Here is a 24738-nt window from a genome sequence, read left to right as displayed (position 1 = left end):
AGTGGAATGTGGCTCTCTCACGCAAATGGCTTGCGCTATTTGCGCCCAGATTGCGCAAGCGATGACGGTGTGAAAGTGCGGTCAGAGATGTAGACGACTCGCCAAAGCTCTGCAATTCTCGCACCGCACGCCGCAAATTCCTATCTACCATGGTTCAGAAAGTTCATGTCGAGGGACGAGGACATATGAGAAGGCACAACTGGAGATGGCGGGCCCTGGCCGCCTTGATCAGTACCGCCCTGCTGATGCTGGGCTGGCCCGCCCTGACCGCCGTGGCCGCCGGCGGACCGAGCCTCTCGGCCGGCAGGCCCGCCGCCGCGAGCAGTACCAACGGCGCCTACACCGCCGCCAACGTCACCGACGGCAACCAGGCCTCGTACTGGGAGAGCGCCGGCAGCACCTTCCCGCAATGGGTGCAGACCGACCTCGGAGCCACCACCCGCGTCGACCAGGTGGTGCTCAAGCTCCCCGCCTCCTGGGAGAGCCGCAACCAGACCTTGTCCGTCCAGGGCAGCGCCGACGGCACGAGCTTCAGCACCCTGGTGAGCTCGGCGACCTACACCTTCGGCCAGGGCGCCGGAAACGTGGTCACCATCGGCTTCCCGGCCACCCAGGCCCGGTACGTGCGGATCGACATCACCGCCAACACCGGCTGGCAGGCCGCCCAGCTCTCCGAGCTGGAGGTCCGCGCCCCCGGTGAGTCCGGGAGCAACCTGGCCCTCGGCAAGACGCTCACCGCGAGCAGCAACACACAGGTCTACGTGCCGGGCAACGCCAACGACGGCAACGCCGCCAGCTACTGGGAGAGCGTGAACAACGCCATGCCCCAGTGGCTCCAGGCCGACCTCGGCTCCTCCGTCCGCGTGGACCGCGTGGTGCTCAAGCTGCCCGAGAACTGGGGCGCCCGTACGCAGACCCTCAAGATCCAGGGCAGCGCCAACGGCACGGAGTACCTCGACCTGACGGCGTCCAAGGGGTACGACTTCAGCCCCGCCGGCGGCAACACGGTGAGCATCGCCTTCGACGCCACCACCACCCGCTACGTACGGGTGTGGATAGCGTCCAACTCCGTACAGCCCGGCGGGCAGCTCTCCGAGCTCGAGATCTACGGCCCGACGACCGGCGACACCCAGGCCCCGACGGCCCCGACGGCGCTCGCCTACACCGAGCCCGCGACGGGCCAGATCAAGCTCACCTGGACCGCCGCCACCGACAACACGGGCGTCACCGGGTACGACGTCTACGCCAACAACCAGCTGCGCACCAGCGTCGCGGGCAACGTCACCACCTACACCGACGCCCAGCCGGCCTCCGCGAGCGTGACCTACTACGTCCGGGCCAAGGACGCGGCGGGCAACCAGTCGGGGAACAGCAACAGCGTCACCCGCGCCGGCGACACCGGTGACACCCAGGCCCCGACCGCCCCGGGCGCCCTGACCTTCACCGAGCCGGCCGCCGGGCAGATCAGGCTGGCCTGGCAGGCCTCCATCGACAACACCGGCGTCACCGGCTACGAGGTGTTCGCCAACAACGTCCTGCTGACCGCGGTCGCGGGCAACGTCACCACCCACACCGACACCCGGCCGGCCACCGCCACCGTGAGCTACTTCGTGCGGGCCAAGGACGCGGCGGGCAACCGCTCCGGCGACAGCAACTCCGTTACGCGTAACGGCAGCGGAGGCACGGGCGGCTCCAACCTGGCCGTCGGCAAGCCCATCGAGGGCTCTTCCGTGATCCACACCTTCGTCGCGGAGAACGCCAACGACAACAGCACCTCCACCTACTGGGAGGGCGCCGGCGGCGCCTACCCGAGCACCCTGACCATCAAGCTCGGCGCCAACGCCGACGTCGACCGCCTGGTCCTCAAGCTCAACCCGGACAGCAGCTGGGGCACCCGCACCCAGAACATCCAGGTGCTCGGCCGCGAGCAGAGCGCCGCGGGCGTCACCGGCCTGGTGGCCGCCAAGGACTACGTCTTCAACCCGGCCTCCGGCTCCAACACCGTCACCATCCCGGTGAACGCCCGGGTCGCGGACGTGCAGCTGCGCTTCACCTCCAACACCGGCTCCTCCAACGGCCAGATCGCCGAGTTCCAGGTCATGGGGGTCGCGGCGCCCAACCCGGACCTCCAGGTCACCGCGGTGAGCGCCAGCCCGGCCGCCCCGGTCGAGTCGGACTCCGTCACCCTGTCCGCCACCGTGAAGAACACCGGCCCGGCCCCGGCGCCGGCGACCTCCGTCTCCTTCCAGCTCGGCGGCTCGAAGATCGGCTCCGCCAACGTGCCCGCGCTGGCAGCCGGCGCCTCGGCCACCGTCACGGCCGTCATCGGACCGCGCGACGCGGGCAGCTACCCGCTGAGCGCGGTCGTCGACGAGACGAACACGGTCGTCGAGCAGAACGACACCAACAACAGCCTCACCGGCTCCCCGCTGGTGGTCCGCCCGGTCGACAGCTCGGACCTGGTGGCCTCGTCCGTCGGGTGGTCGCCGGGCGCCCCGTCCGCCGGCCAGTCCGTGGGCTTCTCCGTCACGGTCAAGAACCAGGGCACCGTGCCCGCCGCGGCGGGCACCCACAACGTCACGCTCACGCTGCAGGACGCGGGCGGCGCGACCATCCGTACGCTCACCGGATCCTTCAGCGGCGCGCTCGCGGCCGGTGCCTCCTCCGCGCCGATCGCGCTCGGCAACTGGACCGCGGCCAACGGCAAGTACACCGTCAAGGTGGTCCTCGCCGACGACGCCAACGAACTGCCGGTCAAGCGCGCCAACAACACCTCCACCAAGCCCTTCTTCGTCGGCCGCGGGGCGAACATGCCCTTCGACACCTACGAGGCCGAGGACGGCACCGTCGGTGGCGGAGCCAACGTGGTCGGCCCCAACCGGACCGTCGGCGACATCGCGGGCGAGGCCTCGGGCCGCAAGGCCGTGAACCTGGACGCGACGGGCGAGTACGTCGAGTTCACCACCCGGGCCGCGACCAACACCCTGGTCACCCGCTTCTCCATCCCGGACGCCCCGGGCGGCGGCGGCATCGACTCCACCATCAACGTCTACGTCAACGGGGTCCTCAAGAAGGCCCTGCCGCTGACCTCGAAGTACGCCTGGCTCTACGGGGCCGAGGCCGGCCCGGGCAACGCGCCGAGCGCCGGAGCCCCGCGGCACATCTACGACGAGGCGAACATCCTCCTCGGCGAGACCGTCCCGGCGGGCAGCAAGATCCGCCTCCAGAAGGACGCGGCGAACACCACCACCTACGCGATCGACTTCGTGAGCCTGGAGCAGGCCACGGCGATCCCCAACCCCGACCCGGCGACCTACACGGTGCCCGCCGGCTTCTCCCACCAGGACGTGCAGAACGCCCTGGACAAGGTCCGCATGGACACCACGGGCAAGCTCGTGGGCGTCTACCTGCCGCCGGGCGACTACGGCACGGCGAGCAAGTTCCAGGTGTACGGAAAGGCCGTGCAGGTCGTCGGCGCCGGACCGTGGTTCACCCGCTTCCACGCCCCGGCCTCGCAGGACAACACCGACAACGGCTGGCGCGCGGAGGGCACCGCGAAGGGTTCGTCCTTCACGGGGTTCGCCTACTTCGGCAACTACACCTCTCGCATCGACGGTCCGGGCAAGGTCTTCGACTTCGCCAACGTGACCGACATGACCATCGACAACATCTGGAACGAACACCAGGTGTGCCTCTACTGGGGCGCCAACACCGACCGGATCACGATCAAGAACTCGCGGATCCGCGACACCTTCGCCGACGGCATCAACATGACCAACGGCAGCACGGACAACCTCGTGGCCAACATCGAGGCGCGCTCCACGGGTGACGACAGCTTCGCGCTGTTCTCCGCCATCGACGCGGGCGGCGCGGACATGAAGAACAACGTCTACGAGAACCTGAGCGCCATCCTGACCTGGCGCGCGGCCGGTGTCGCCGTCTACGGCGGCTTCAACAACACCTTCCGCAACATCTACATCGCCGACATCCTCGTCTACTCGGGCATCACCATCAGCTCGCTGGACTTCGGGTATCCGATGAACGGATTCGGGACCGACCCGACGCTCTTCGAGAACATCTCGATCGTCCGGGCCGGAGGCCATTTCTGGGGGGCGCAGACCTTCCCCGGAATCTGGATCTTCTCGGCTTCCAAGGTGTTCCAGGGAATCCGCATCAACAACGTGGACATCGTCGATCCGACCTACAGCGGAATCATGTTCCAGACGCAGTACGTCGGCGGCCAGCCGGTCAATCCCATCAAGGACACCATCCTGAAGGACATCACCATCACGGGGGCGAAGAAGAGCGGCGACGCCTTCGACGCCAAGTCCGGGTTCGGTCTCTGGGCGAACGAGATGCCCGAGGCGGGACAAGGGCCCGCGGTGGGTGAGGTCACCATCCAGAACCTGAGGATGAGCGACAACGCCGTGGACGTGCGCAACACGACCTCGACCTTCAAGATCAACCAGCTGCCGTAGCGGGCGGCCGATCCAGGGCGCAGAGGGCGGCGGGGCATCCCTTCGGGGTGCCCCGCCGCTCGTCCGTGCTCGTCCGTGCTCGCCGTGTGGTCATCCGGTCGGGCACTGGGTCGGGCACTGGGTCGGGGCCGGTGGGACACGGGGGGTTCCGCGCCGGTTTCCGATGGGCCAAACTGGCCGTAATCGAACTGCAAGGAACTTGCATTGTTTGCGCTACTCTTGCGCTCATGACGCGACGACTTGCTCAAGTGGCGAAGAAGGTGGGGGTCAGCGAGGCAACGGTCAGCCGGGTGCTCAACGGCAAGCCGGGCGTCTCGGATGCGACCCGCCAGTCCGTGCTCACCGCCCTGGACGTCCTCGGCTACGAGCGCCCCACTCAGCTGCGCGGCGAACGCGCCCGGCTGGTCGGCCTGGTCCTGCCGGAACTCCAGAACCCGATCTTCCCGGCCTTCGCCGAGGTGATCGGCGGGGCGCTGGCCCAGCAGGGGCTGACCCCGGTGCTCTGTACGCAGACCACCGGAGGGGTCTCCGAGGCGGATTACGTCGAGCTCCTGCTCCAGCAGCAGGTGTCCGGCGTCGTCTTCGCCGGCGGGCTCTTCGCGCAGGCCGACGCCCCGCACGAGCACTACCGGCTGCTCCACGACCGCAAGGTCCCGGTGGTGCTGATCAACGCCTCGATAGAGGACCTCGGCTTCCCGTGCGTCTCCTGCGACGACGCGGTCGCGGTCGAACAGGCCTGGCGCCACTTGGCCTCCCTCGGTCACGAGCGCATCGGACTGGTGCTGGGGCCGCCCGACCACATCCCCTCCCTGCGCAAGCTGGTGGCCGCCCAGGCGGTCGCCGCGGCGGCCGGTACCGAGCTGCCCGCCGCGCACGTGGAACGGGCGCTGTTCTCCCTGGAGGGCGGCCACGCGGCCACATCGAGGCTGCTGGACCGCGGGGTGACCGGGATCATCTGCGCGAGCGACCCGCTGGCCCTGGGGGCCATCAGGGCGGCCCGCCGGCGCGGGCTGGACGTGCCCGGCGAGGTCTCCGTCGTGGGGTACGACGACTCGGCCTTCATGAACTGCACCGAACCCCCGCTCACCACCGTCCGGCAGCCCATCGAGGCCATGGGCAGGGCTGCCGTGGAGCTGCTCACCGCGCAGATCCAGGGGGCCGCCGTACAGCCCGGCGAGCTGCTCTTCGAGCCCGAGCTCGTCGTGCGCGGCTCCACCGGGCAGGTCCCGCGCCCCCGTCCGGCGTAATACCCCACAGGGCTCCACCGAGTCCGGACCCCGACCGCAGGGCCCCGCAACGTCTCGCTGACGTTCCGGGGCCCTGTTTTGCGTTCACGGTCGGGGTAGTCCGGCGCCCTACTGCCAATCTCTTGCGAAATCTGCGCGAGATATTGCGTTCATCTGTCGGTGGTGGTTGAGTGTGCCGCGCTCGCCTCCTTACACGCCCCACGCCTCCTGCTCGATGCTCGAAGGGGACCACCGATGAGAACCAACATCCGCCGCACCACAGCGACCGCCCTCGTCTCGGCGCTCGCCGTCACCGCCCTCGCGGCCTGCGGCACGAGCAGCGACGGAGACGATCCCAAGGAGCAGCCGACCGGCGGTTCCTCGGACGTCTCCGCGCCGCTCGACCCCAAGACCAAGGTCACCATCTCCATGGACTGCATGCCGCCCGCCGCGAAGAAGGCGGAGCTCAAGCAGTGGAAGGAGGACGTGGCGGAGTTCAACAAGACCTACCCGAACGTCACCATCGAAGGCCGCTCCACCCCCGGCCAGTGCCTGGAGCCCCCGCGGTTCACCGCGATGCTCAAGGCCAAGTCGCAGCCGGACGTCTTCTACGCCTACTTCACGGACCTCAAGCAGGTCCTCGACAACGACGGCGCCGAGGACATCTCCGCGTACGTCACGGCCAAGACGGTTCCGGGCATCGACGACATCGACAAGAACGTCGTCAACACCCTCAAGCAGGACGGCAAGCTCTACGGCCTGCCCACCAGCAACTACACGATGGGCCTGCTGATCAACCGCAAGCTCTTCACGCAGGCGGGCCTCAACCCCGACCAGCCCCCGCGCACCTGGGACGAGGTCCGCGCGGCCGCCAAGAAGATCGCGGCGCTCGGCAACGGCACGGCCGGCTACGGCGAGTACAGCGTCGAGAACACCGGCGGCTGGCACTTCACGGCCGCCATGTACGGCCTGGGCGGCGACGTCGTCGGAGCCGACGGCAAGGCGGCCTTCAACAACGCGACCGGCAAGCAGGTCGTCGACAACCTCAAGGCCATGCGCTGGGAAGACGACAGCATGGGCAAGACCCAGCTGCTCAAGTGGGGTGACCTGCAGAAGCAGATGGCCTCGGACAAGCTCGGCATGTTCCTCGCCGCGCCCGACGACATCACCTACATGGTCCAGCAGCTCGCCGGCAAGTACGAGAACTTCGGCATGGGCCCCATCCCCGGCGGCGCCGCGACGCTGGCCGGCGGCAACGGCTACATGATCAAGAAGGGCAGCTCGCCCGACAAGATCAAGGCGGCCATCGCCTGGCTGAACTTCAAGACGCTCGCGGTCGGCAAGGGGCAGTTCCAGTACGACCGTTCCAAGGCCGACGGCCTGCCGGTCGGGCTTCCGCAGCCCGCCTTCTTCACCGGTGCCAGCAAGGCCAAGGACGACGAGCTGAAGGCCGCCAGTGCCACGATGCCGGTCGTCAACTTCAAGTCCTTCCTGGACAACCCGGTGGCCGGCAAGGCCGAGCCGGCGAAGGCCCAGGAGGTCTACAAGGTCCTCGACAAGGTGATGTCGGGGGTCCTGACCAACAAGGACGCCGACCCGGCGCAGCTCCTCGCGGAGGCCGAGAAGGCCGTCAACCAGGTGCTGGCCAACCAGTAGCGGTCCCGGGGCGCGGGCCCTGGCCGGGGGAGGTCCGGGCGGCCTCCCCGGCCCGGACCCGCCCGCAGACCCCGTACCCCGGCAAATCGATGGCGACGACCCACCAAGGAGCGAGCGGCGATGTCGGCTCCCACCCTGCCCGGTACCTCTCGTGAGGAATTCCTCCGGGCGTTCAAGCGGAACCTCTCGGCCCACGGCTTTCTGATCGGGGCCGTCCTCTGCTTCTCCTTCTTCTCCTGGTACCCGATGGTCCGGGAGTTCCTGCTGGCCTTCCAGAAGACCGAGGGCGGAGCCGTCCAATGGGTCGGCTGGGACAATTTCCGCTACGTCTTCAACGACCCGGCGTTCTGGCAGGCCTGGCGCAATACCCTCCTCTTCAGCGGGCTCGCGCTGGTACTCGGCTTCGCCGTCCCGTTCGTGGTCTCGATCGTGCTCAACGAATTCCGGCACGCGCAGGGTTACTTGCGCCTGCTGGTCTACCTCCCGGTGATGCTGCCACCGGTGGCCTCGATCCTGCTCTTCAAGTACTTCTACGACCCCGGTTACGGGGTCTTCAACAGGATTCTGGAATTCCTGCACCTCCCGGCGCAAGACTGGCTGCAATCCACCGATACCGCGATGCTCTCCGTCGTCATCGCTTCCACGTGGATGAACATGGGCGGCGCGACCCTGATCTACCTGGCAGCCCTCCAGGGGATCCCCGGGGAGCTCTACGAAGCGGCGGAGCTCGACGGAGCCGGGGTGCTGCGCAAGATCTGGTACGTCACCATCCCGCAGACCAAGCTCATCCTCTCGCTGATGCTGCTCATGCAGATCATCGCGACGATGCAGGTGTTCGTCGAGCCGTTCATGCTCACGGGCGGCGCCGGCCCCGAAGGGTCGACGACCACCGTCGTCGTCCTCATCTACCAGTACGCCTTCAGTTTCAACCAGTACGGCGGCGCCGCGGCCCTGGGCCTGTGCCTGCTCGTCCTGCTCGCCGGCTTCTCCGCCGTGTACGTCCGGCTGAGCCGCGACAACGAGAACTGACGGGAGCACCCTCACATGTCAGAGCGCACGCTCATATCGCCCGCCCAACTCGGCCGCCCCCGGGGCAAGGCCGTCTACTGGACCGTCCTGGCCCTGGTGGTCATCGGCTTCACGGTCGTCTTCCTCGGTCCCCTCTACTGGATGGTCGTCAACGGGCTCAAGAGCACGGCGGAGTTCACCCAGGTTCCGCCGACCGTGGTGCCGGACTCCCTGCACCCCGACAACTACTCGGCGGCCTGGGAGGTCATGGACCTCGCCAAGCTGCTGTTCAACACCCTCTACTACGCGTTCGGCGCCCTGGCCTTCCAGCTCGTCCTCGACGTGGCCGCCGCCTACTCGCTGTCCAAGCTCCGGCCGGTCTTCGGCAAGGCCGTCCTCGGCATGATGCTGGCCACGCTGATGATCCCGGCCACCGTCCTCGTCGTACCGCAGTACCTCACGGTCCTGGACATGCCGCTCATCCAGCGCAACCTGCTCAACACGCCCTGGGTGATCTGGCTGCCCTCGGTCACGAACGCCTTCAACATCTTCCTTCTGAAACGATTCTTCGACTCCATCCCGGGCGAGATCCTCGACGCCGCGTCCATCGACGGCGCCTCCTCCCTGCGCACCCTGCGCTCCGTGGTCCTGCCGATGTCCCGGCCGATCCTCGGAGTCGTGTCGATCTTCGCCGTCGTCGGGGTCTGGAAAGACTTCCTCTGGCCCATGCTCACCCTCCCCGACCCGGCCCTGCAGACGCTCAACGTCGGCATCTACTCACTCGCCAGGGGAGTTCCCGAGAACCATCTCGTCGCCGCGCTGGCGATGGCCTCGGCGCCCACGCTCATCATCTTCCTGATCTTCCAGCGCAACATCATGAGCGGCCTGACGGCAGGCTCCCTCAAGGGGTGAGCACCACCCCGCACCGCCGCCGTGCCCGGTCGCCGCCCCCATGAAAAGACCGCTGTGAAAAGAACGCCGTGAAAGGACCCCTCCGTGGCTGACTTTCCCCTGCCCGAAAACGCCGCCGACTGGTGGCGCTCGGCCGCCATCTACCAGGTGTACGTACGGAGCTTCGCCGACGGCGACGGGGACGGCACCGGTGACCTCGCGGGCGTCCGGGCCCGCCTCCCCTACCTCTCCGAACTGGGCGTCGACGCCCTGTGGTTCACCCCCTGGTACCTCTCCCCGCTCGCCGACGGCGGCTACGACGTCGCCGACTACCGCACCATCGACCCCGCCTTCGGCACCCTCGCCGAGGCCGAGAAGCTCATCGCCGAGGCCCGCGAGCTGGGCATCCGCACCATTGTCGACATCGTTCCGAACCACGTGTCCGACCAGCACGCCTGGTTCAAGGCCGCCCTCGCCGCCGGCCCCGGCAGCCCCGAGCGGGAGCTCTTCCACTTCCGTCCGGGCCGCGGGGAACACGGCGAACTGCCGCCGGGGGACTGGCCCTCGCAGTTCAACGGCGCGGCCACCTGGACGCGGGTCCCGGACGGGGAGTGGTACCTGCACCTCTTCACGCCCGAGCAGCCCGACCTCAACTGGGACCACCCCGCCGTCCGCCGGGAACACGAGGAAGTGCTGCGGTTCTGGTTCGAGCGAGGAGTGTCCGGCGTACGGATCGACTCCGCGGCCCTGCTCGCCAAGGACCCGGCCCTGCCCGACCTGGCCGGCCGCCCGGCCGATCCGTGGCCGCCCGGGCGCGGCGAGATCCACCCGTACATCGACCGCGACGACCTGCACGCCATCTACCGATCGTGGCGGGCCATCGCCGACGAGTACGGGGGCATCTTCGTGGGCGAGGTCTGGCTGCCGGACTCCGAGCGGTTCGCCCGCTACCTGCGCCCCGACGAGCTGCACACCGCCTTCAACTTCTCCTTCCTCAGCTGCCCGTGGGACGCTGGCCGGCTGCGCACCTCCATCGAGGAGACCCTCGCCGAACACGCCCCCGTCGGAGCCCCCGCCACCTGGGTGCTGTGCAACCACGACGTGACCCGTACGGTCACCCGCTACGGGCGCGCCGACACCGGTTTCGACTTCGCCACCAAGGCCTTCGGGACCCCCGCCGACCTGGCCCTCGGCACCCGCCGGGCGCGCGCCGCCGCGCTGCTGAGCCTCGCCCTGCCCGGCGCCGTCTACGTCTACCAGGGCGAGGAACTGGGGCTTCCCGAGGCCGACATCCCGCTCGGCCGGATCCAGGACCCCATGCACTTCCGGTCCGGCGGCACCGACCCCGGCCGGGACGGGTGCCGGGTCCCGCTGCCGTGGACCGCCGAGCCCTGGAACGAGCCCTGGCTGCCCCAGCCCGCGGACTGGCCGGCGTACGCCGCGGACCGGCAGGCCGGGGACCCGGACTCGATGCTCACCCTCTACCGGACGGCACTGGGCCTGCGCCGGGCCGCGTCCGGCTTCGGCGGCGGATCGCTTCAGTGGCTGCCCGCGCCGGCCGGAGTGCTCGCCTTCGGACGCCCCGACGGGCTGGTCTGCGTGGCCAACCTGTCCCCGGAGCCGGTCCCGCTGCCGGCCCACACGAGCCTCCTGCTGAGCAGCTCCGCCCTGGGTGCGGACGGACTGCTCGGTCAGGACACGGCGGTCTGGCTGCGGACCTGACGCCGCAGCCGGACCGCTGGCGCCACCCGTTCGAAGCCCGGGAGCACCCCGTCCGTCACGGCAACGGCTGTGGCGGGCGGGGCCCGTGGTACTGCCCGCTCGGTCGCATCCGCAGCGGGCGCTCCTCGTACTCCTCCAGTGCGTGCGCGATCCACCCGGCCGTGCGGGCCACCGCGAAGACGGTCTCCCCGGCCTCCGGGGCCATCCCGCAGGACACCGTCAGCACCGCCAGCGCCAGGTCCACGTTGGGGTACAGGCCGTCGCCGTGCCGGGCCATCACCCCGGCCACCTCGCGCGCCGCGCCCAGCGCCGGACCGGCCTGAGCCAGCGGCTCCAGCCGTGCGAACAGCGCCGTCGCCCGCGGGTCCTGGCCCTCGTACAGCCGGTGCCCGAGCCCGGGCACCCGGCGTCCGGCCCGCAGGTACTCCGCCACCACGGGGGCCGCGCCGCCACGCTCCAGCACCTCCACCAGCATCCGGTGCGCGAGCCGCCCGGCCGCTCCGTGCAGGGGGCCTTCGAGCGCGCCGAGTCCGGCCGAGACCACCGCGTACGGATGCGCGCGCGCCGACGCGGCCACCCGTACGGCCAGGGTCGAGGCGGCCAGATCGTGGTCGGTCAGCAGGGCCAGGGCCAGGTCCAACACGGCCAGCGCGTCCGGGTCGGGGTCCAGGGCGGAGAGTCGGGGCCACAGCTGGCGGGCAAGGCGGCCGTCCCCGCCCCACTGCGCCGGGCCCACCTCGGGCAGGGCGCCGACCAGGGTGGGGATCAGGGAGCGCGCGGAGCCCAGTACCGACGGCCCGGACAGGTCGAAGCGCAGCGGGTCCGCGACCGCCGCGGCGGCGACGGCCACGCGCAGCCGGTCGATCGGACCGCTGTGCTCGGGCAGTGCGGCGACGGCCCGCCGGGCTGCCGCGAGGGACTCCGGGGGAGCGGTGAAACGGGCCCCGCGCACCAGGGTCCCCGTCCAGAGCCACTCGGCGACCTCCTCGTAGCGGTACCGGGAGGCCAGCTCCACGGCGTCCACGCCGCGGAAGTAGTACCGGTCGGCCTCGATGAGGGTGAGCGCGGTGCGTACGGAGAGCTCTCCGGCGGAGGCGGCGGAACCGGAGGGCCCCGCCGCCTCGCGCCGGCTGCGCCGGGCCAGGGCCTCCACCTCGCGGGCGTCGAAGCTGCTGCCGCGTCCGACCGGGCCGCGGCGGCTCGTGAGCTGGCCGCGGCTGACGTACGCGTACACGGTCGCGGGCTTCACCCCCAGCAGCCGGGCCGCCTCCTGGGTGCCGATCCTTCGCTCACCGGACTCGCGCTCACCGGACTCGTCGTTCATGACGCACACCCTATATATATTGATCCGATCAATATTGACAGTGATTGATTCCATCATGGATGGTCGATCCATGAACACCACCGCCGCACCACCTGCCGAAATCCCCCGCGGACTCGCGGGAGTCGTGGTCACCGAGACCCGGCTCGGTGACGTCCGAGGCCGCGAGGGCTTCTACCACTACCGCCAGTACTCGGCCGTCGAGCTCGCCGGGAGCCGCACCTTCGAGGACGTCTGGCACCTGATGTTCCGCGGCGCCCTGCCGGCCGACGCCGTCGAACGGGCCGCCTTCGCGGCCGAGATCGCCCCGCTGCGCAGGCTCCCCGCCGAGGTGCGGGACGCCCTGCCCGCCCTGGCCCGCGCCACCGGCCCGTCCGGCCCGCTCGCAGGACTGCGCACGGCACTCTCCCTGCTCGGCGCCTGCGCCGGCTTCCGCCCGGTCTACGACCTGACCCCCGACCGCCGGGCCGCCGACGCGCTGGCCGCCTGCGCCGCCGTACCGACCCTGCTCACCGCCCTGTACCGGCTCGGCCATGGGCTGGAGCCGGTGGAACCGCGCGACGAGCTCCCGTACGCGGCGAACTACCTCTACATGCTGACCGGACGGGAACCCGATCCGGTCAGGACCCGTGCGGTCGAGCGGTACCTGATCTCCACGATCGACCACGGCTTCAACGCCTCCACCTTCACCGCCCGCGTGATCGCCTCCACCGGCGCCGATGTCGCGGCCTGCCTCACCGGGGCGATCGGCGCGCTCTCCGGCCCCCTGCACGGCGGCGCCCCCAGCCGGGCCCTGGACACCCTGGACGCCATCGGCACGGCCGACCGGATCGACCCGTGGATCCGCGAGCGGGTCCTCGCGGGTGATCGGATTATGGGCTTCGGCCACCCCGTCTACCGCACCGAGGACCCGCGCTCACGGATGCTGCGCGGGATCGCCCTGCGGTTCGGCGGCCCGCTCGTGGACTTCGCCGTGGAGGTCGAGCGGCACGTCGAGGAGATCCTCGCCGAGCTCAAGCCGGGCCGGGAACTGCACACCAACGTGGAGTTCTACGCGGGCGTGGTCATGGAGCTCTGCGGGCTGCCGCGCGAGATGTTCACGCCGACCTTCTGCGCCGCCCGGGTGGTCGGCTGGAGCGCGAACGTCCTGGAGCAGGCCGCCGACTCGAAGATCATCCGACCGGCCGCCCGCTACACCGGCCCGACCCCGCCGCGACCGGTCCCCGCCCTCGGCTGACGCTGGCTACGATCGACCGGATGAACAGCATCCCCGTCATCGTCCTCGCAGGCTTCCTCGGATCCGGCAAGACGACCGTCCTCAACCACCTCCTCGGCAACCGGGGCGGCACCCGGATCGGGGTCGTCGTCAACGACTTCGGCTCCATCGAGGTCGACGCGATGTCGGTGGCGGGCCAGGTCGGCGACTCGATGGTCTCCCTCGGCGGCGGCTGCCTGTGCTGCGCGGTGGACGGCAGCGAGCTGGACGCCTACCTGGAGAAGCTCGCCGACCCCGTCCACCGCATCGACGTGATCGTCATCGAGGCGAGCGGGCTGGCGGAGCCCGAAGAGATGGTCCGGATGCTCGTCGCCAACGAGAATCCGGCGGTCCGCTACGGCGGCATGGTGCAGATCGTCGACGCGGCGGAGTTCGACGCGACCCGGGACAAGCACCCCGAGACCGACCGGCACCTGGCCGTCGCCGACCTGGTGGTGCTCAACAAGACCGACCGGATCGACGCCACCGAACGCACCCGGATCGAGGGCGCGCTCGCCGCGCTCTGCGCACCGGGGATCCCGGTCGTCGGCGCGGACCACGGGCGGATCGACCCGGAGCTGCTCTTCGACCGCCGCCCGTGGACCGAGACGCGCGGCCAGCTGTCCTTCGAGGACCTGCTGGCCCAGGCGCACGACCACGACGAGACGGATCACGCGCGGCACGTCCACGCCGCCTACGCGAGCACGGAGTTCGTGTCCGAGCAGGCCCTCGGCCCGCGCCGGTTCATCGAGTTCCTCGACCGCCGCCCGGCCGGCCTCTACCGGATCAAGGGCTCCGTCCACTTCGGCGTCCCCGGCCACGAGGAGCGCTACGAGGTCCAGGCGGTCGGCCGCTTCCTCCGTTTCGCCCCGCACCCCTGGGGCCGCGGCGAGCCGCGCCTGACGCAGCTCGTCCTGATCGGCTCGGGCACCGACGGCCCCGCCCTGCTCCGCGAACTGGAGGCCTGCCGCGAACCGGAGCCGTGGCGGGCCGCACCGGAATCCATGTGGGGAATCCTGCGCTACGTGGACCGCCCGGCAGCGCAGGAGCCGGAGCCCGATCCGGAGCCCGATCCGGAGCCCGATCCGGAGCCCGAGTTCGACCCGGAGCCCGAGCCTGACCCGGACTGCGACCCCGAGGAGTTCTGAGAGCGGCCGGCGGCGCTCAGGCGACCTCGATGCCGAAGTCGCCGAGCAGGGGTGCCAGGCCGTCCCGGTAGCCCTTGCCGCCGAGGACGAAGTCCCAGTCGCCGCCGGGGCGGCGCCGGAAGGAGCCGAGGACCAGAGCGGTTTCGCCGGCGCGGCCGTCGGAGACCTCCAGCCGGCCGAGCTCCTCACCGCCCGCCCCCAGCAACCGGATCCGGGCGTCGGTGAAGCCGGCCAGATCGGCGTGCGGATTGACCTCCGGGTCGACCGCGGCGACGAGGACCAGCCGGTCGGCCCGCTGCGGCAACGCGTCGAAGGAGACCAGCAGCGCCGCCTTGTCGGGCGCCGCGTGCGCGTGGGTCCGTACCGAACCGTCCGGGGTGTTCGGGTTGTTGAAGAACACGAAGTGGTCCTCGCTCAGCACCCGGTTGCCTTCGCAGACCAGCGCGCACACGTCCAGCGCGACCGACCCCGCCCAGGACATGCCGAGCACGTTGTGGTCCGCGGCGGGCTCCGGTTCGGCCGCCCGCTGGGCCGGTATCGAGGGCGCCGCGCCCGGGCCGAGACGGCCGCGCAGCCCGTGCCGGTGCAGCAGCTCCACGAGCGCGGCCCCGGGAACCAACTCCAGCGGCTTGCCGTTGGCGAAGGTGTACGAGGTGGGCCCGAAGGTCGCGGTGGTGACCAGCACCCCCTTGTTCGCACCCTTGTCCTGCACCGTGCCGTAGAGATCCCGGACCGCCGTCGGTGACACGGTGTTGCGGTAGCGCTTGACCTGCACCACGATCCGCCCGCCCGTGATCGGGGACGGGTCGTTGGCCTCGATGTCCACGCCGCCGTCGCCGGACCGCTGCGTGGTCACCGCCTCCATGCCCATGGCCCGGAACAGCTCCGCGACCAGGTTCTCGAAGGCGATCGGGTCCATCGCGAAGAGGTCCGGCTCGTCCTCGTCCTCGTCGCGGCCCGCATGCCCGCCGTGGCTGACGACACCGCCGACCTCACCGGGCCGGCGTTCCGGGCGGACGGCGGCCGACTGGTCCGGCCGCGTCGACAACTGCCCGCCCAGCCCCTCCACCAGGCAGTCCACCGCGCTCACCAGCTCCAGTCGCAGCCCGGTGAAGGCGGACCGCGCCGCCGACACCGAGGCCAGTACGAGCTGCGCTTCCCGTCCCGTCACCGGATCGTGGGCGTCCACGAAACCGTTGACGACGACCGACTCCAGCACGCCGAACTCGTCGGCGGCGTACAGATCGCGCACCACCAGCAGCACGCACTGCGCCAGCAGATCCCGGTAGACCGCCCGCCGCTGAGTGGCCGGACGGGCCGTCTCCTTGTCCTGGTCCGTGCTCGGTACGTACCGCACCGACTTGGCCTCCGGCACCACCTCGTAACCGGGCAGCTCCCAGTCCAGTACGAGCTGGCGCCGTGCGGGGTCGTAGGCCGCCGACACCTGTCGCGGCAGGTTCTCCGGCCAGCCTGCCGAGGCGTACAGGGCCGCCGAGAAGTACTCCACCGCGGCCTCCGCGTCGCCCGCGCGCAGCGCCCCGGCCAGCTCGGTGAGCCCGCCGTTGTGCCCGCGGATCCCGGCGAGCTGCTCGGCCGCCCAGCGGTCGTACTGCTGCCGGTACGCCGCCAGTTGCTGCTGCCGCTGCGCCTCGGCGGCCTGAGCGGCCTGCCAGGCCTGCGTGTACCGGGCGTGCGCCTCCCGCTCCGCCTGCGCCCGCCGGTTCGAGCCCAGCGTCCAGCCGCTGCTCTGCTGCTGGAAGTGGTGCAGCTGCGGCAGCGGTACGGGCTGTGCCAGGGTCCCGGGATCGAAGGGCTCGAGCCGCTCGGGCCTGACGAGGCCTGCCAGCCGGAACGCCGGGGCCCGGCAGCCCGCGGCCAACAGTCCCTGCAGGGCCGCGACCTGGGCATCGAGGCGCTCGGTCGCGCGCCGGGCCTCGGCCTCGCGGTGCTGTTTGTAGGCGGCCTGCTGCTGGCGCTGACCCCGGGCCACGTCCCGTTCGTACGTCCGCTGCCGGCGTTCGGCCTCACGCTGCTGGATCAGCTGCGTCTGCTGCGTCCGGCGCTGGGCTTCCGCCCAGTCACTGATCAATCCGCCCGACCGACGACTCATCAGTTCTGTGTCTCCCCGCCCCACCCGACAGTGCCAAGGGGGAAAACACTAGTCGCCATTCGGGTGGTACGTCCGCCCGGTCGTCACGGCAGCACCACCCGAATGACCTGGGAGCTCCTACAGCGCGGCCCCCGCCAGCGCCGCCACCACGGCCGGCAGGGCCGTGCCCGAGCCGTCCCGGCGCGGGTCGGCGGCCGGCAGCAGGGCCGGGGTGCCGTTCGCCGCGGCCGCGCGGACCGGGGATCCGCCCGCCCAGGCCAGCAGCAGGATGTCCTCGCCCTTCAGGAAGCGCTGGCAGCGCACCCCGCCGGTGGCCCGGCCCTTGCGCGGGTACTGGTCGAACGGGGTGAGCTTCCCGGATTGCATCGAGTCGTCCAGCGTCCCGTGCGAGCCCGCCACCGTGAACACCACGGCCTCGCGCGCCGGGTCCACCGCCGAGAAGTGGATCACCTTGGCGCCGTCCGCGAGCTTGATGCCCGCCATACCGCCCGCCGGGCGGCCCTGCGGGCGGACCTGGCCGGCCGGGTAGCGCAGCAGCTGGGCGTCGTCGGTGATGAAGACGAGGTCCTCCTCGCCCGTGCGCAGCTCGACCGCTCCGATGATCCGGTCACCGTCCTTGAGGGTGATGACCTCCAGCTCGTCCTTGTTGGCCGGATAGTCCGGCACGACCCGCTTGACCACGCCCTGCTCGGTGCCGAGCGCCAGGCCCTGCCCCGACTCGTCCAGCGAGGTCAGGCAGACGACCTTCTCGTCCGCCTCCAGTCCGGAGAGGAACTCCGTGACCGGGGCGCCGCCCGCCAGGTTCGGCGCGGCGTGGGTGTCGGGCAGTTGCGGCAGGTCGATCACCGACAGCCGCAGGAGCCGCCCGTACGAGGTGACCACGCCGATGTCCGCCCGCGCGGTCGCCGCGACCTGCGAGACGATCAGGTCGTGCTTGGCGCGGGCGCCGCCCTCCTCCTCGGGGAGCGGCTCGGCGTTCGGCGTGCGGGCCAGCAGTCCGGTGGAGGACAGCAGCACCCGGCAGGGGGTGTCCTCGACTTCCAGCGGAACCGCCGCGACCGGCGTCCCCGCCGACTCCAGCAGCACCGTACGCCGCTCCGTGCCGAACTTCTTCGACACCGCGGCCAGTTCCGCCGAGACCAGCTTGCGCAGCTCGCTGTCGGAGTCCAGGATCCCGGTCAGCTCGTCGATCTCCCCGGCCAGCCGGTCGCGCTCGGACTCCAGCTCGATCCGGTCGAAGCGGGTGAGCCGGCGCAGCGGGGTGTCCAGGATGTACTGGGTCTGGATCTCGCTCAGCGAGAAGCGCTCCATCAGGCGCTCCTTGGCCTGCGCGGAGTTGTCGCTGTCCCGGATGATCCGGATGACCTCGTCGATGTCGAGCAGCGCCACGAGCAGGCCCTCGACGAGGTGCAGGCGGCTCTGCCGCTTGCCGCGGCGGAACTCGCTGCGCCGGCGCACGACCTCGAAGCGGTGGTCGAGGTAGACCTCCAGCAGCTCCTTGAGGCCCAGCGTCAGCGGCTGCCCGTCGACCAGCGCGACGTTGTTGATGCCGAAGGTCTCTTCCATCGGCGTCAGCTTGTACAGCTGCTCCAGGACGGCCTCGGGGTGGAAGCCGTTCTTGATCTCGATGACCAGGCGCAGGCCGTGCGAGCGGTCCGTGAGGTCCTTGACGTCCGCGATGCCCTGGAGCTTCTTCGAACCGACCAGGTCCTTGATCTTCGCGATGACCTTCTCGGGGCCGACCGTGAAGGGCAGTTCGGTGACGACCAGCCCCTTGCGGCGCGGGGTCACGTCCTCCAGGGCCACCGTGGCCCGGATCCGGAAGGTGCCGCGGCCGTTCTCGTAGGCGTCCTTGATGCCCGCGAGGCCCACGATCCGGCCGCCGGTGGGCAGGTCGGGACCCGGTACGAAGCGCATCAGCGCTTCCAGGTCCGCGTCCGGGTAGCGGATCAGGTGGCGGGCGGCCGCGATGACCTCGCCGAGGTTGTGCGGGGCCATGTTGGTGGCCATGCCCACGGCGATGCCGGACGCGCCGTTGACCAGCAGGTTCGGGTAAGCCGCCGGCAGGACGACCGGTTCGCGCTCCTGGCCGTCGTAGTTCGCGGCGAAGTCGACGGTGTCCTCGTCGATCCCGTCCGTCATCAGCGAGGCGGCGTCGGCCATTTTCGACTCGGTGTACCGCATCGCGGCCGGCGGGTCGTCGTTGCCGAGCGAGCCGAAGTTGCCGTGGCCGTCGACCAGCGGGAGCCGCATGGAGAAGGGCTGCGCCATGCGCACGAGGGCGTCGTAGATCGACGCGTCGCCGTGCGGGTGCAGCTTGCCCATGACCTCGCCGACGACACGGGCGCACTTCACGTAGCCGCGGTCGGGGCGCAGGCCCATCTCGTTCATCTGGTAGACGATGCGCCGGTGCACCGGCTTCATGCCGTCGCGGGCGTCGGGCAGGGCGCGGGAGTAGATCACCGAGTACGCGTACTCGAGGAAGGAGCCCTGCATTTCGTCGACGACGTCGATGTCGAGGATCTTCTCCTCGAAATCCTCCGGCGGCGGGGTCTTCGTGCTGCGGCGGGCCATCGCTGCGCGGCTCCTTAACCAAGAATCGGGATGAGCTGAGCTCTCACGGGGTGGGGCGGGTACGGGACTGGGCGGAGCTGGTACGGGACTGGGGCGGGGCTGGGACGGTCGGGCGGGCGGTTTCGGACAGGGGTGACGCGGACCATTGTGGCCCGAGGCACCGACAACGCCGACTCCGACCCAGGACTGGGCCGGGAACTTCTCCGCCCGGCGACACGCTTGCATACAGTGGCAGGTCTGACAGGAATCTCTGCATCGCGATCGAAGGGACCACATGCCCATGGGTCACACGGCCACAGCTCACGCCGGCTCCGGCGGCCTCACAGCGACCGAGCACCGGCTGGCCAACGGCCTGCGCGTGGTGCTGTCCGAGGACCACCTGACCCCGGTCGCCGCGGTCTGCCTCTGGTACGACGTCGGCTCGCGCCACGAAGTCAAGGGACGTACCGGCCTGGCTCACCTCTTCGAGCACCTGATGTTCCAGGGGTCGAAGAACGTCTCCGGAAACGGCCACTTCGAACTGGTCCAGGGAGCCGGCGGCTCCCTCAACGGGACCACCAGCTTCGAGCGGACCAACTACTTCGAGACGATGCCGACGCACCAGCTGGAGCTCGCGCTGTGGCTGGAGGCGGACCGGATGGGCTCGCTGCTGGCCGCCCTGGACGACGAGTCCATGGAGAACCAGCGCGACGTCGTCAAGAACGAGCGCCGCCAGCGGTACGACAACGTCCCGTACGGCACGGCCTTCGAGAAGCTGACGGCCCTGGCCTACCCGGAGGGCCACCCGTACCACCACACCCCGATCGGGTCCATGGCCGATCTGGACGCCGCGTCCCTGGAGGACGCGCGCGCGTTCTTCCGTACGTACTACGCGCCCAACAACGCCGTGCTCTCGGTCGTCGGCGACATCGACCCCGAGAAGACGCTCGCCTGGGTGGAGAAGTACTTCGGCACCATCCCCGGCCACGACGGCAAGCAGCCGCCGCGCGACGGTTCGCTGCCCGAGATCATGGGCGGGCAGCTGCGCGAGGAGATCATCGAGGAGGTCCCGGCCCGCGCGCTGATGGCGGCCTACCGCCTCCCGCACGACGGCACCCGCGAGTGCGACGCCGCCGACGTGGCGCTGACGGTCCTGGGCAGCGGCGAGTCCTCCCGTCTGCACAACCGGCTGGTGCGCCGCGACCAGAGCGCCGTCGCGGCCGGCTTCGGCATGCTGCGTCTCGCCGGCGCGCCCTCGCTGGGCTGGCTGGACGTCAAGACCTCCAGCGGCGTCGAGGTGCCCGCCATCGAGGCGGCCGTGGACGAGGAGCTCGCGCGGTTCGCCGCCGAGGGCCCGACGGCCGAGGAGATGGAGCGCGCACAGGCCCAGCTGGAGCGCGAATGGCTGGACAGGCTGAGCACGGTGGCCGGCCGCGCCGACGAACTGTGCCGCTTCGCGGTGCTGTTCGGCGACCCGCAGCTGGCGCTGACCGCCGTCCAGCGCGTCCTCGACATCACTGCCGAGGAGGTGCAGGCCGTGGCCGCGGCCCGACTGCGCCCCGACAACCGGGCGGTGCTCGTCTACGAGCCGATCGCCGCGGATGACATCGAAGAGACCGACGCGACCGACGCGACCGGCGCGAGCGACGAGAACGAGGGGGCGGAGCAGTGAGCGACACCGCAGCCGGCACCGCAGCCGTCACGATGACCTTCCACCCGCGCCCCGAGGCCGGCGAGCCGCAGCCGTGGGCCTTCCCGGCCCCCGAGCGCGGGGTACTGGCCAACGGCCTGACCCTGCTGCGCTGTCACCGCCCGGGCCAGCAGGTCGTCGCCGTCGAGATCAACCTCACCGCCCCGCTCGACGCGGAGCCCGAGGGCCTCGACGGCGTGGCCACCATCATGGTCCGCGCCCTGTCCGAGGGCACCGACAAGCGCTCCGCCGAGGAGTTCGCCGCCGAGCTGGAGCGCTGCGGCGCCACCCTCGACGCGCACGCCGACCACCCCGGCCTGCGGGTCTCCCTGGAGGTCCCGGCCTCCCGCCTGCACAAGGCGCTGGGGCTGGTCGCCGAGGCGCTGCGCGCACCGGCCTTCGCCGACGCCGAGGTCGACCGCCTGGTGCGCAACCGGCTCGACGAGATCCCGCACGAGAGCGCCAACCCGCAGCGCCGCGCCGCCAAGCAGCTCTCGAAGGAGCTCTTCCCGGCCTCCCTGCGGATGTCCCGCCCGCGTCAGGGAACCGAGGAGACGGTCGCCCGCATCGACTCCGCGGCCGTACGCGCCTTCTACGAGGCCCACGTGCGCCCCGCGACCGCCACCGCGGTGGTCGTCGGCGACCTGACCGGCATCGACCTGGACGCCGTCCTGGCCGACACCCTGGGCGCGTGGACCGGTGACACCACCGCCCCGCGCCCGGTCCCGCCGATCACTGCCGACGACACGGGCCGCGTGGTCATCGTGGACCGGCCCGGCGCGGTCCAGACGCAGCTGCTGATCGGCCGCATCGGAGCGGACCGGCACGACCGGGTCTGGGCGCCCCAGGTGCTCGGCACGTACTGCCTGGGCGGCACGCTCACCTCCCGGCTGGACAAGGTGCTGCGCGAGGAGAAGGGGTACACGTACGGCGTGCGCGCCTTCGGCCAGGTGCTGCGCTCCACGGCCGACGGCAAGGGCGCCTCGATGCTCGCCATCAGCGGCTCGGTGGACACGCCGAACACCGGCCCGGCCCTGGACGACCTCTGGACGGTGCTGCGCACCCTCGCGGAGGGCGGCCTGACCGACGCCGAACGGGACGTGGCCGTGCAGAACTTGGTGGGCGTGGCCCCGCTGAAGTTCGAGACCGCCGCCTCCGTCGCGGGCACGCTCGCCGACCAGGTCGAGCAGGAGCTCCCGGACGACTACCAGGCGCAGTTGTACGCGCGGCTGGCCGAAACGGGGACGGTGGAGGCCACTTCGGCGGTCGTCAGCGCCTTCCCGGTGGACCGTCTGGTCACGGTCCTGGTCGGGGACGCCTCGCTGATCGAGGAGCCGGTACGGGCCCTCGGGATCGGTGAAGTGACCGTGGTCGCCAACTGATCGCCAACTGGCCTGTCACTGAAGGGGCTCCGGTGGTTTGTCCGCCGGGGTCCCTTTTGGGCTCCTTGTCTCTTTTCTGGTGTGGTTGCTTGTATGTGGTGTGGCGTACGCAACAAAAGAGCGTGTCTGTTTGGTGATTGGCTGATGATCCGCCTAGCGTCGGCCGTGCTGTCCGTCAGTTGTAAACGCCGCGTCCGCGGCACCGGGCAGCGATCGCCGAGTCCCCGTCAGGCGCGAGCCTGGGGAGCCGGGGACCCACTTGTGTCCCTGGGGTGAATCGGACCGCCTCGCAAGAGGGGGCCCGTAGGAGACCTTCCTGCTCCGAACCCGTCAGCTAACCCGGTAGGCGAGAGGGAAGGAAAGGATCAGCCCCTTCATGGCGTTTGGCAGTAGTGCCGCCGGCAAGCACCGTGGCTCGAGCCGTCTGAGCCGCAAGACCGCCGGCTACGCCGGCATAGCCGCCCTCGCCGCCACCGGCGTCGTAGGCTCCCTGGCCGGCCCCGCGTTCGCCGCGGACAAGTCCCCCTCCGTGGAGGACACCGGCGCCCTGAACACCATCGTGCTGGCCGACGAGCTCGCCGGTGACGTAGAGGCCCAGGCCCAGTCCCAGGAGCGGGCCGCCGAGGCCGCCGCCGCCAAGGCGCAGGCCGAGGCCGACGCCCGCCAGCGGGCCGCCGAGGCCAAGGCGAAGGCCGAAGCCCAGGCCAAGGCCGAGCGCGAGGCCGCCGAGCGTGCCGCCCGCGAAGAGGAGCGCAAGCGCCTCAACACCTTCGTGTCGCCGCTCGACAACACCTCCATCAGCACGCAGTACCACGCGGGTGGCGGCATGTGGTCCTCCGGCAGCCACACGGGAATCGACTTCCGCGCCGCCTCCGGCACCGTGGTGCAGGCCGTGGGTCTCGGCACCGTGGTCGAGGCGGGCTATGGCGGCGCGTACGGCAACAACGTCGTCATCAAGCACGCCGACGGCACGTACACCCAGTACGGGCACATGTCCTCGCTGAGCGTCTCCGTCGGCCAGCAGGTCGTCCCGGGCCAGAAGATCGGCCTGTCGGGCTCCACCGGCAACTCCAGCGGCCCGCACCTGCACTTCGAGGCCCGCACCGGCGCCGACTACGGTTCGGACATCAACCCGGTGGCGTACCTGCGCTCGCACGGCGTCAGCATCTGACCCGCTCGCCCCACCGCACGTCTTCCGCGGAGGCCCCGGCTCTTTGAGAGCCGGGGCCTTCGTCGTGTTTCGCGCTCCGCGTGTGTGAATGTTTCGTATTTCCGGCCGTCCTCGGAAATTATCGTGTGTTGCAATAGAGTCGCACCGCGCACAGTCATACGAAAAAGGCGGAGGTCCGGTCTTGCGTATTCCCGCGCACACGGTATGCACAGCGATCCGCGAAGACATCGTCTCCGGGGTGTTCGGGCCCGGCGCCCGGCTGACCGAGGAAGTGCTGGCCCGAAGGTACGGAGTCTCGCGCGTTCCGGTCCGCGAGGCGCTGCGCACGCTGGAGTCCGAGGGGTTCGTGACCACCCGCCGGCATGCCGGCGCCTGCGTGGCCGAGCCGACCGAGCAGGAGGCGGCCGACCTCCTGGAGCTGCGCATGCTCCTGGAGCCCCTCGCTGCCGCCCGGGCGGCCAGACGCCGCAGCGAGGCCCACCTCAAGGTGCTGCGGGGCCTGGTCAGGCTGGGCCAGGAGCGGGCCAGGCGGGGCCAGGGGGAGGATCTGCGCTCCCTGGGCGGCTGGTTCCACGAGACGCTCTCCCAGGCCTCGGGCAGCCCCGGGCTCATCGCCCTGCTCACCCAGATGCGCCACAAGGTGGCCTGGATGTACGTGGTGGAGGCCCCGGTGCGGCCCGCGGAGTCCTGGGCGGAGCACGGCGCGATCGTGGACGCGGTGGCCCGGGGCGACGCCGAGCGGGCCCGGGCGCTGACCGCGGCCCACGTGGACCGGGCGGCGGGGGCGCACCGGATGCGCGTGAGGACTTTGCAACCTGCCGTAAACACGGCGAGCGTTCCGCATTAACAAACGCCGTATACAAAGGGGGGATATTCGGGCCGGTAATTCGCGCCCGCGCCCCGCTTTTCATGACCCGCGCCCCGGGTGTCACTGTGCCGCAGGAATTCGACTGCCGGAATTCGGGCCACCGGAATGGGGTGCGCCGGAATGGGGGCGCCGGAATGGGGGCGTACGTATACCCGTCCGTCCGTCCGGGCCGCCGGGCAAGGCGAGCCGACCGCATTCCCCGTACGAAAGCAGCGAAGCCGTTGCCCCCGGCCTCATCGGTCGGGGGCAACGGCTTCGC

At 70.7% G+C, this 24738-nt stretch carries 15 protein-coding genes and 1 riboswitch; of the genes, 12 read left to right on the top strand and 3 right to left on the bottom strand.

Annotation, left to right across the window (positions count from 1 at the left end):
• Positions 1 to 185: 185 nt before the first annotated feature.
• The 6 genes from ACIQV3_RS07565 (at position 186) to ACIQV3_RS07540 (ending at position 10981) form a co-directional block, all read left to right on the top strand.
• Positions 186 to 4478: a discoidin domain-containing protein gene (locus ACIQV3_RS07565; RefSeq protein ID WP_403710701.1), complete on the top strand. Its 4293-nt coding sequence runs from the start codon at positions 186 to 188 to the stop codon at positions 4476 to 4478.
• Between the two features lie 227 nt (positions 4479 to 4705).
• Positions 4706 to 5725, top strand: a complete 1020-nt coding sequence (locus tag ACIQV3_RS07560) for a LacI family DNA-binding transcriptional regulator (RefSeq protein ID WP_403710699.1) — start codon at positions 4706 to 4708, stop codon at positions 5723 to 5725.
• A 234-nt stretch (positions 5726 to 5959) separates the two neighbouring features.
• Positions 5960 to 7360, top strand: coding sequence for an ABC transporter substrate-binding protein (locus tag ACIQV3_RS07555; protein WP_403710697.1), 1401 nt, complete (start codon positions 5960 to 5962; stop codon positions 7358 to 7360).
• A gap of 120 nt (positions 7361 to 7480) precedes the next feature.
• Entirely contained in the window at positions 7481 to 8389 is a 909-nt protein-coding gene (locus ACIQV3_RS07550; protein ID WP_403710695.1) for a carbohydrate ABC transporter permease, read from the top strand.
• A 15-nt stretch (positions 8390 to 8404) separates the two neighbouring features.
• Entirely contained in the window at positions 8405 to 9280 is an 876-nt protein-coding gene (locus tag ACIQV3_RS07545) for a carbohydrate ABC transporter permease (protein WP_403710693.1), read from the top strand.
• 84 nt (positions 9281 to 9364) lie between these two features.
• A complete protein-coding gene (locus ACIQV3_RS07540; RefSeq protein ID WP_403710691.1) occupies positions 9365 to 10981 on the top strand; it encodes an alpha-amylase family glycosyl hydrolase in 1617 nt (538 codons plus the stop codon).
• Positions 10982 to 11036: 55 nt separating this feature from the next.
• On the opposite strand, the gene ACIQV3_RS07535 is transcribed toward ACIQV3_RS07540, so the two are convergent.
• A complete protein-coding gene (locus ACIQV3_RS07535; RefSeq protein ID WP_403710689.1) occupies positions 11037 to 12305 on the bottom strand; it encodes a citrate synthase in 1269 nt (422 codons plus the stop codon).
• A gap of 55 nt (positions 12306 to 12360) precedes the next feature.
• Between ACIQV3_RS07535 and ACIQV3_RS07530 the strand changes: the two genes are divergently transcribed.
• Together ACIQV3_RS07530 and ACIQV3_RS07525 are read left to right on the top strand one after the other, a co-directional pair.
• The gene (locus ACIQV3_RS07530; RefSeq protein ID WP_403710687.1) at positions 12361 to 13539 is read left to right on the top strand and encodes a citrate synthase; all 1179 of its coding nucleotides are present in this window, start codon (positions 12361 to 12363) and stop codon (positions 13537 to 13539) included.
• A 20-nt stretch (positions 13540 to 13559) separates the two neighbouring features.
• Positions 13560 to 14705, top strand: coding sequence for a CobW family GTP-binding protein (locus tag ACIQV3_RS07525; RefSeq protein WP_403710685.1), 1146 nt, complete (start codon positions 13560 to 13562; stop codon positions 14703 to 14705).
• Between the two features lie 16 nt (positions 14706 to 14721).
• Here ACIQV3_RS07525 and ACIQV3_RS07520 read toward each other — a convergent pair whose 3' ends face one another.
• Positions 14722 to 16815 carry a restriction endonuclease gene (locus ACIQV3_RS07520; RefSeq protein WP_403710683.1) on the bottom strand — a complete coding sequence of 698 codons (2094 nt, stop codon included), beginning with the start codon at positions 16813 to 16815 and terminating at the stop codon, positions 14722 to 14724.
• A 117-nt stretch (positions 16816 to 16932) separates the two neighbouring features.
• On the bottom strand, positions 16933 to 19389 hold the full coding sequence (locus ACIQV3_RS07515) for a DNA topoisomerase (ATP-hydrolyzing) subunit A (protein ID WP_403710681.1): 2457 nt from the start codon (positions 19387 to 19389) through the stop codon (positions 16933 to 16935).
• Positions 19390 to 19669: 280 nt separating this feature from the next.
• Here ACIQV3_RS07515 and ACIQV3_RS07510 point away from each other — a divergent pair, with 280 nt between their 5' ends.
• From ACIQV3_RS07510 to ACIQV3_RS07495, 4 genes are all read left to right on the top strand, one after another.
• Positions 19670 to 21040, top strand: coding sequence for a M16 family metallopeptidase (locus ACIQV3_RS07510; RefSeq protein ID WP_403710679.1), 1371 nt, complete (start codon positions 19670 to 19672; stop codon positions 21038 to 21040).
• A gap of 32 nt (positions 21041 to 21072) precedes the next feature.
• Positions 21073 to 22440 (top strand): M16 family metallopeptidase, encoded by a 1368-nt coding sequence (locus ACIQV3_RS07505; RefSeq protein ID WP_403710881.1) that lies wholly within the window; start codon positions 21073 to 21075, stop codon positions 22438 to 22440.
• A 204-nt stretch (positions 22441 to 22644) separates the two neighbouring features.
• A riboswitch (cyclic di-AMP (ydaO/yuaA leader) is annotated at positions 22645 to 22804 on the top strand.
• 12 nt (positions 22805 to 22816) lie between these two features.
• Positions 22817 to 23611 carry a M23 family metallopeptidase gene (locus ACIQV3_RS07500; RefSeq protein ID WP_403710677.1) on the top strand — a complete coding sequence of 265 codons (795 nt, stop codon included), beginning with the start codon at positions 22817 to 22819 and terminating at the stop codon, positions 23609 to 23611.
• Positions 23612 to 23792: 181 nt separating this feature from the next.
• Positions 23793 to 24458, top strand: a complete 666-nt coding sequence (locus tag ACIQV3_RS07495; RefSeq protein ID WP_403710675.1) for a GntR family transcriptional regulator — start codon at positions 23793 to 23795, stop codon at positions 24456 to 24458.
• Positions 24459 to 24738: the final 280 nt, after the last annotated feature.

Source organism: Streptomyces sp. NPDC099050, from assembly GCF_044759865.1.
In the GTDB taxonomy this organism is placed as follows: domain Bacteria; phylum Actinomycetota; class Actinomycetes; order Streptomycetales; family Streptomycetaceae; genus Streptomyces.
The sequence above is the reverse complement of the archived record's forward strand: the minus strand, read 5'-3'. Positions and strand labels throughout refer to the sequence as shown.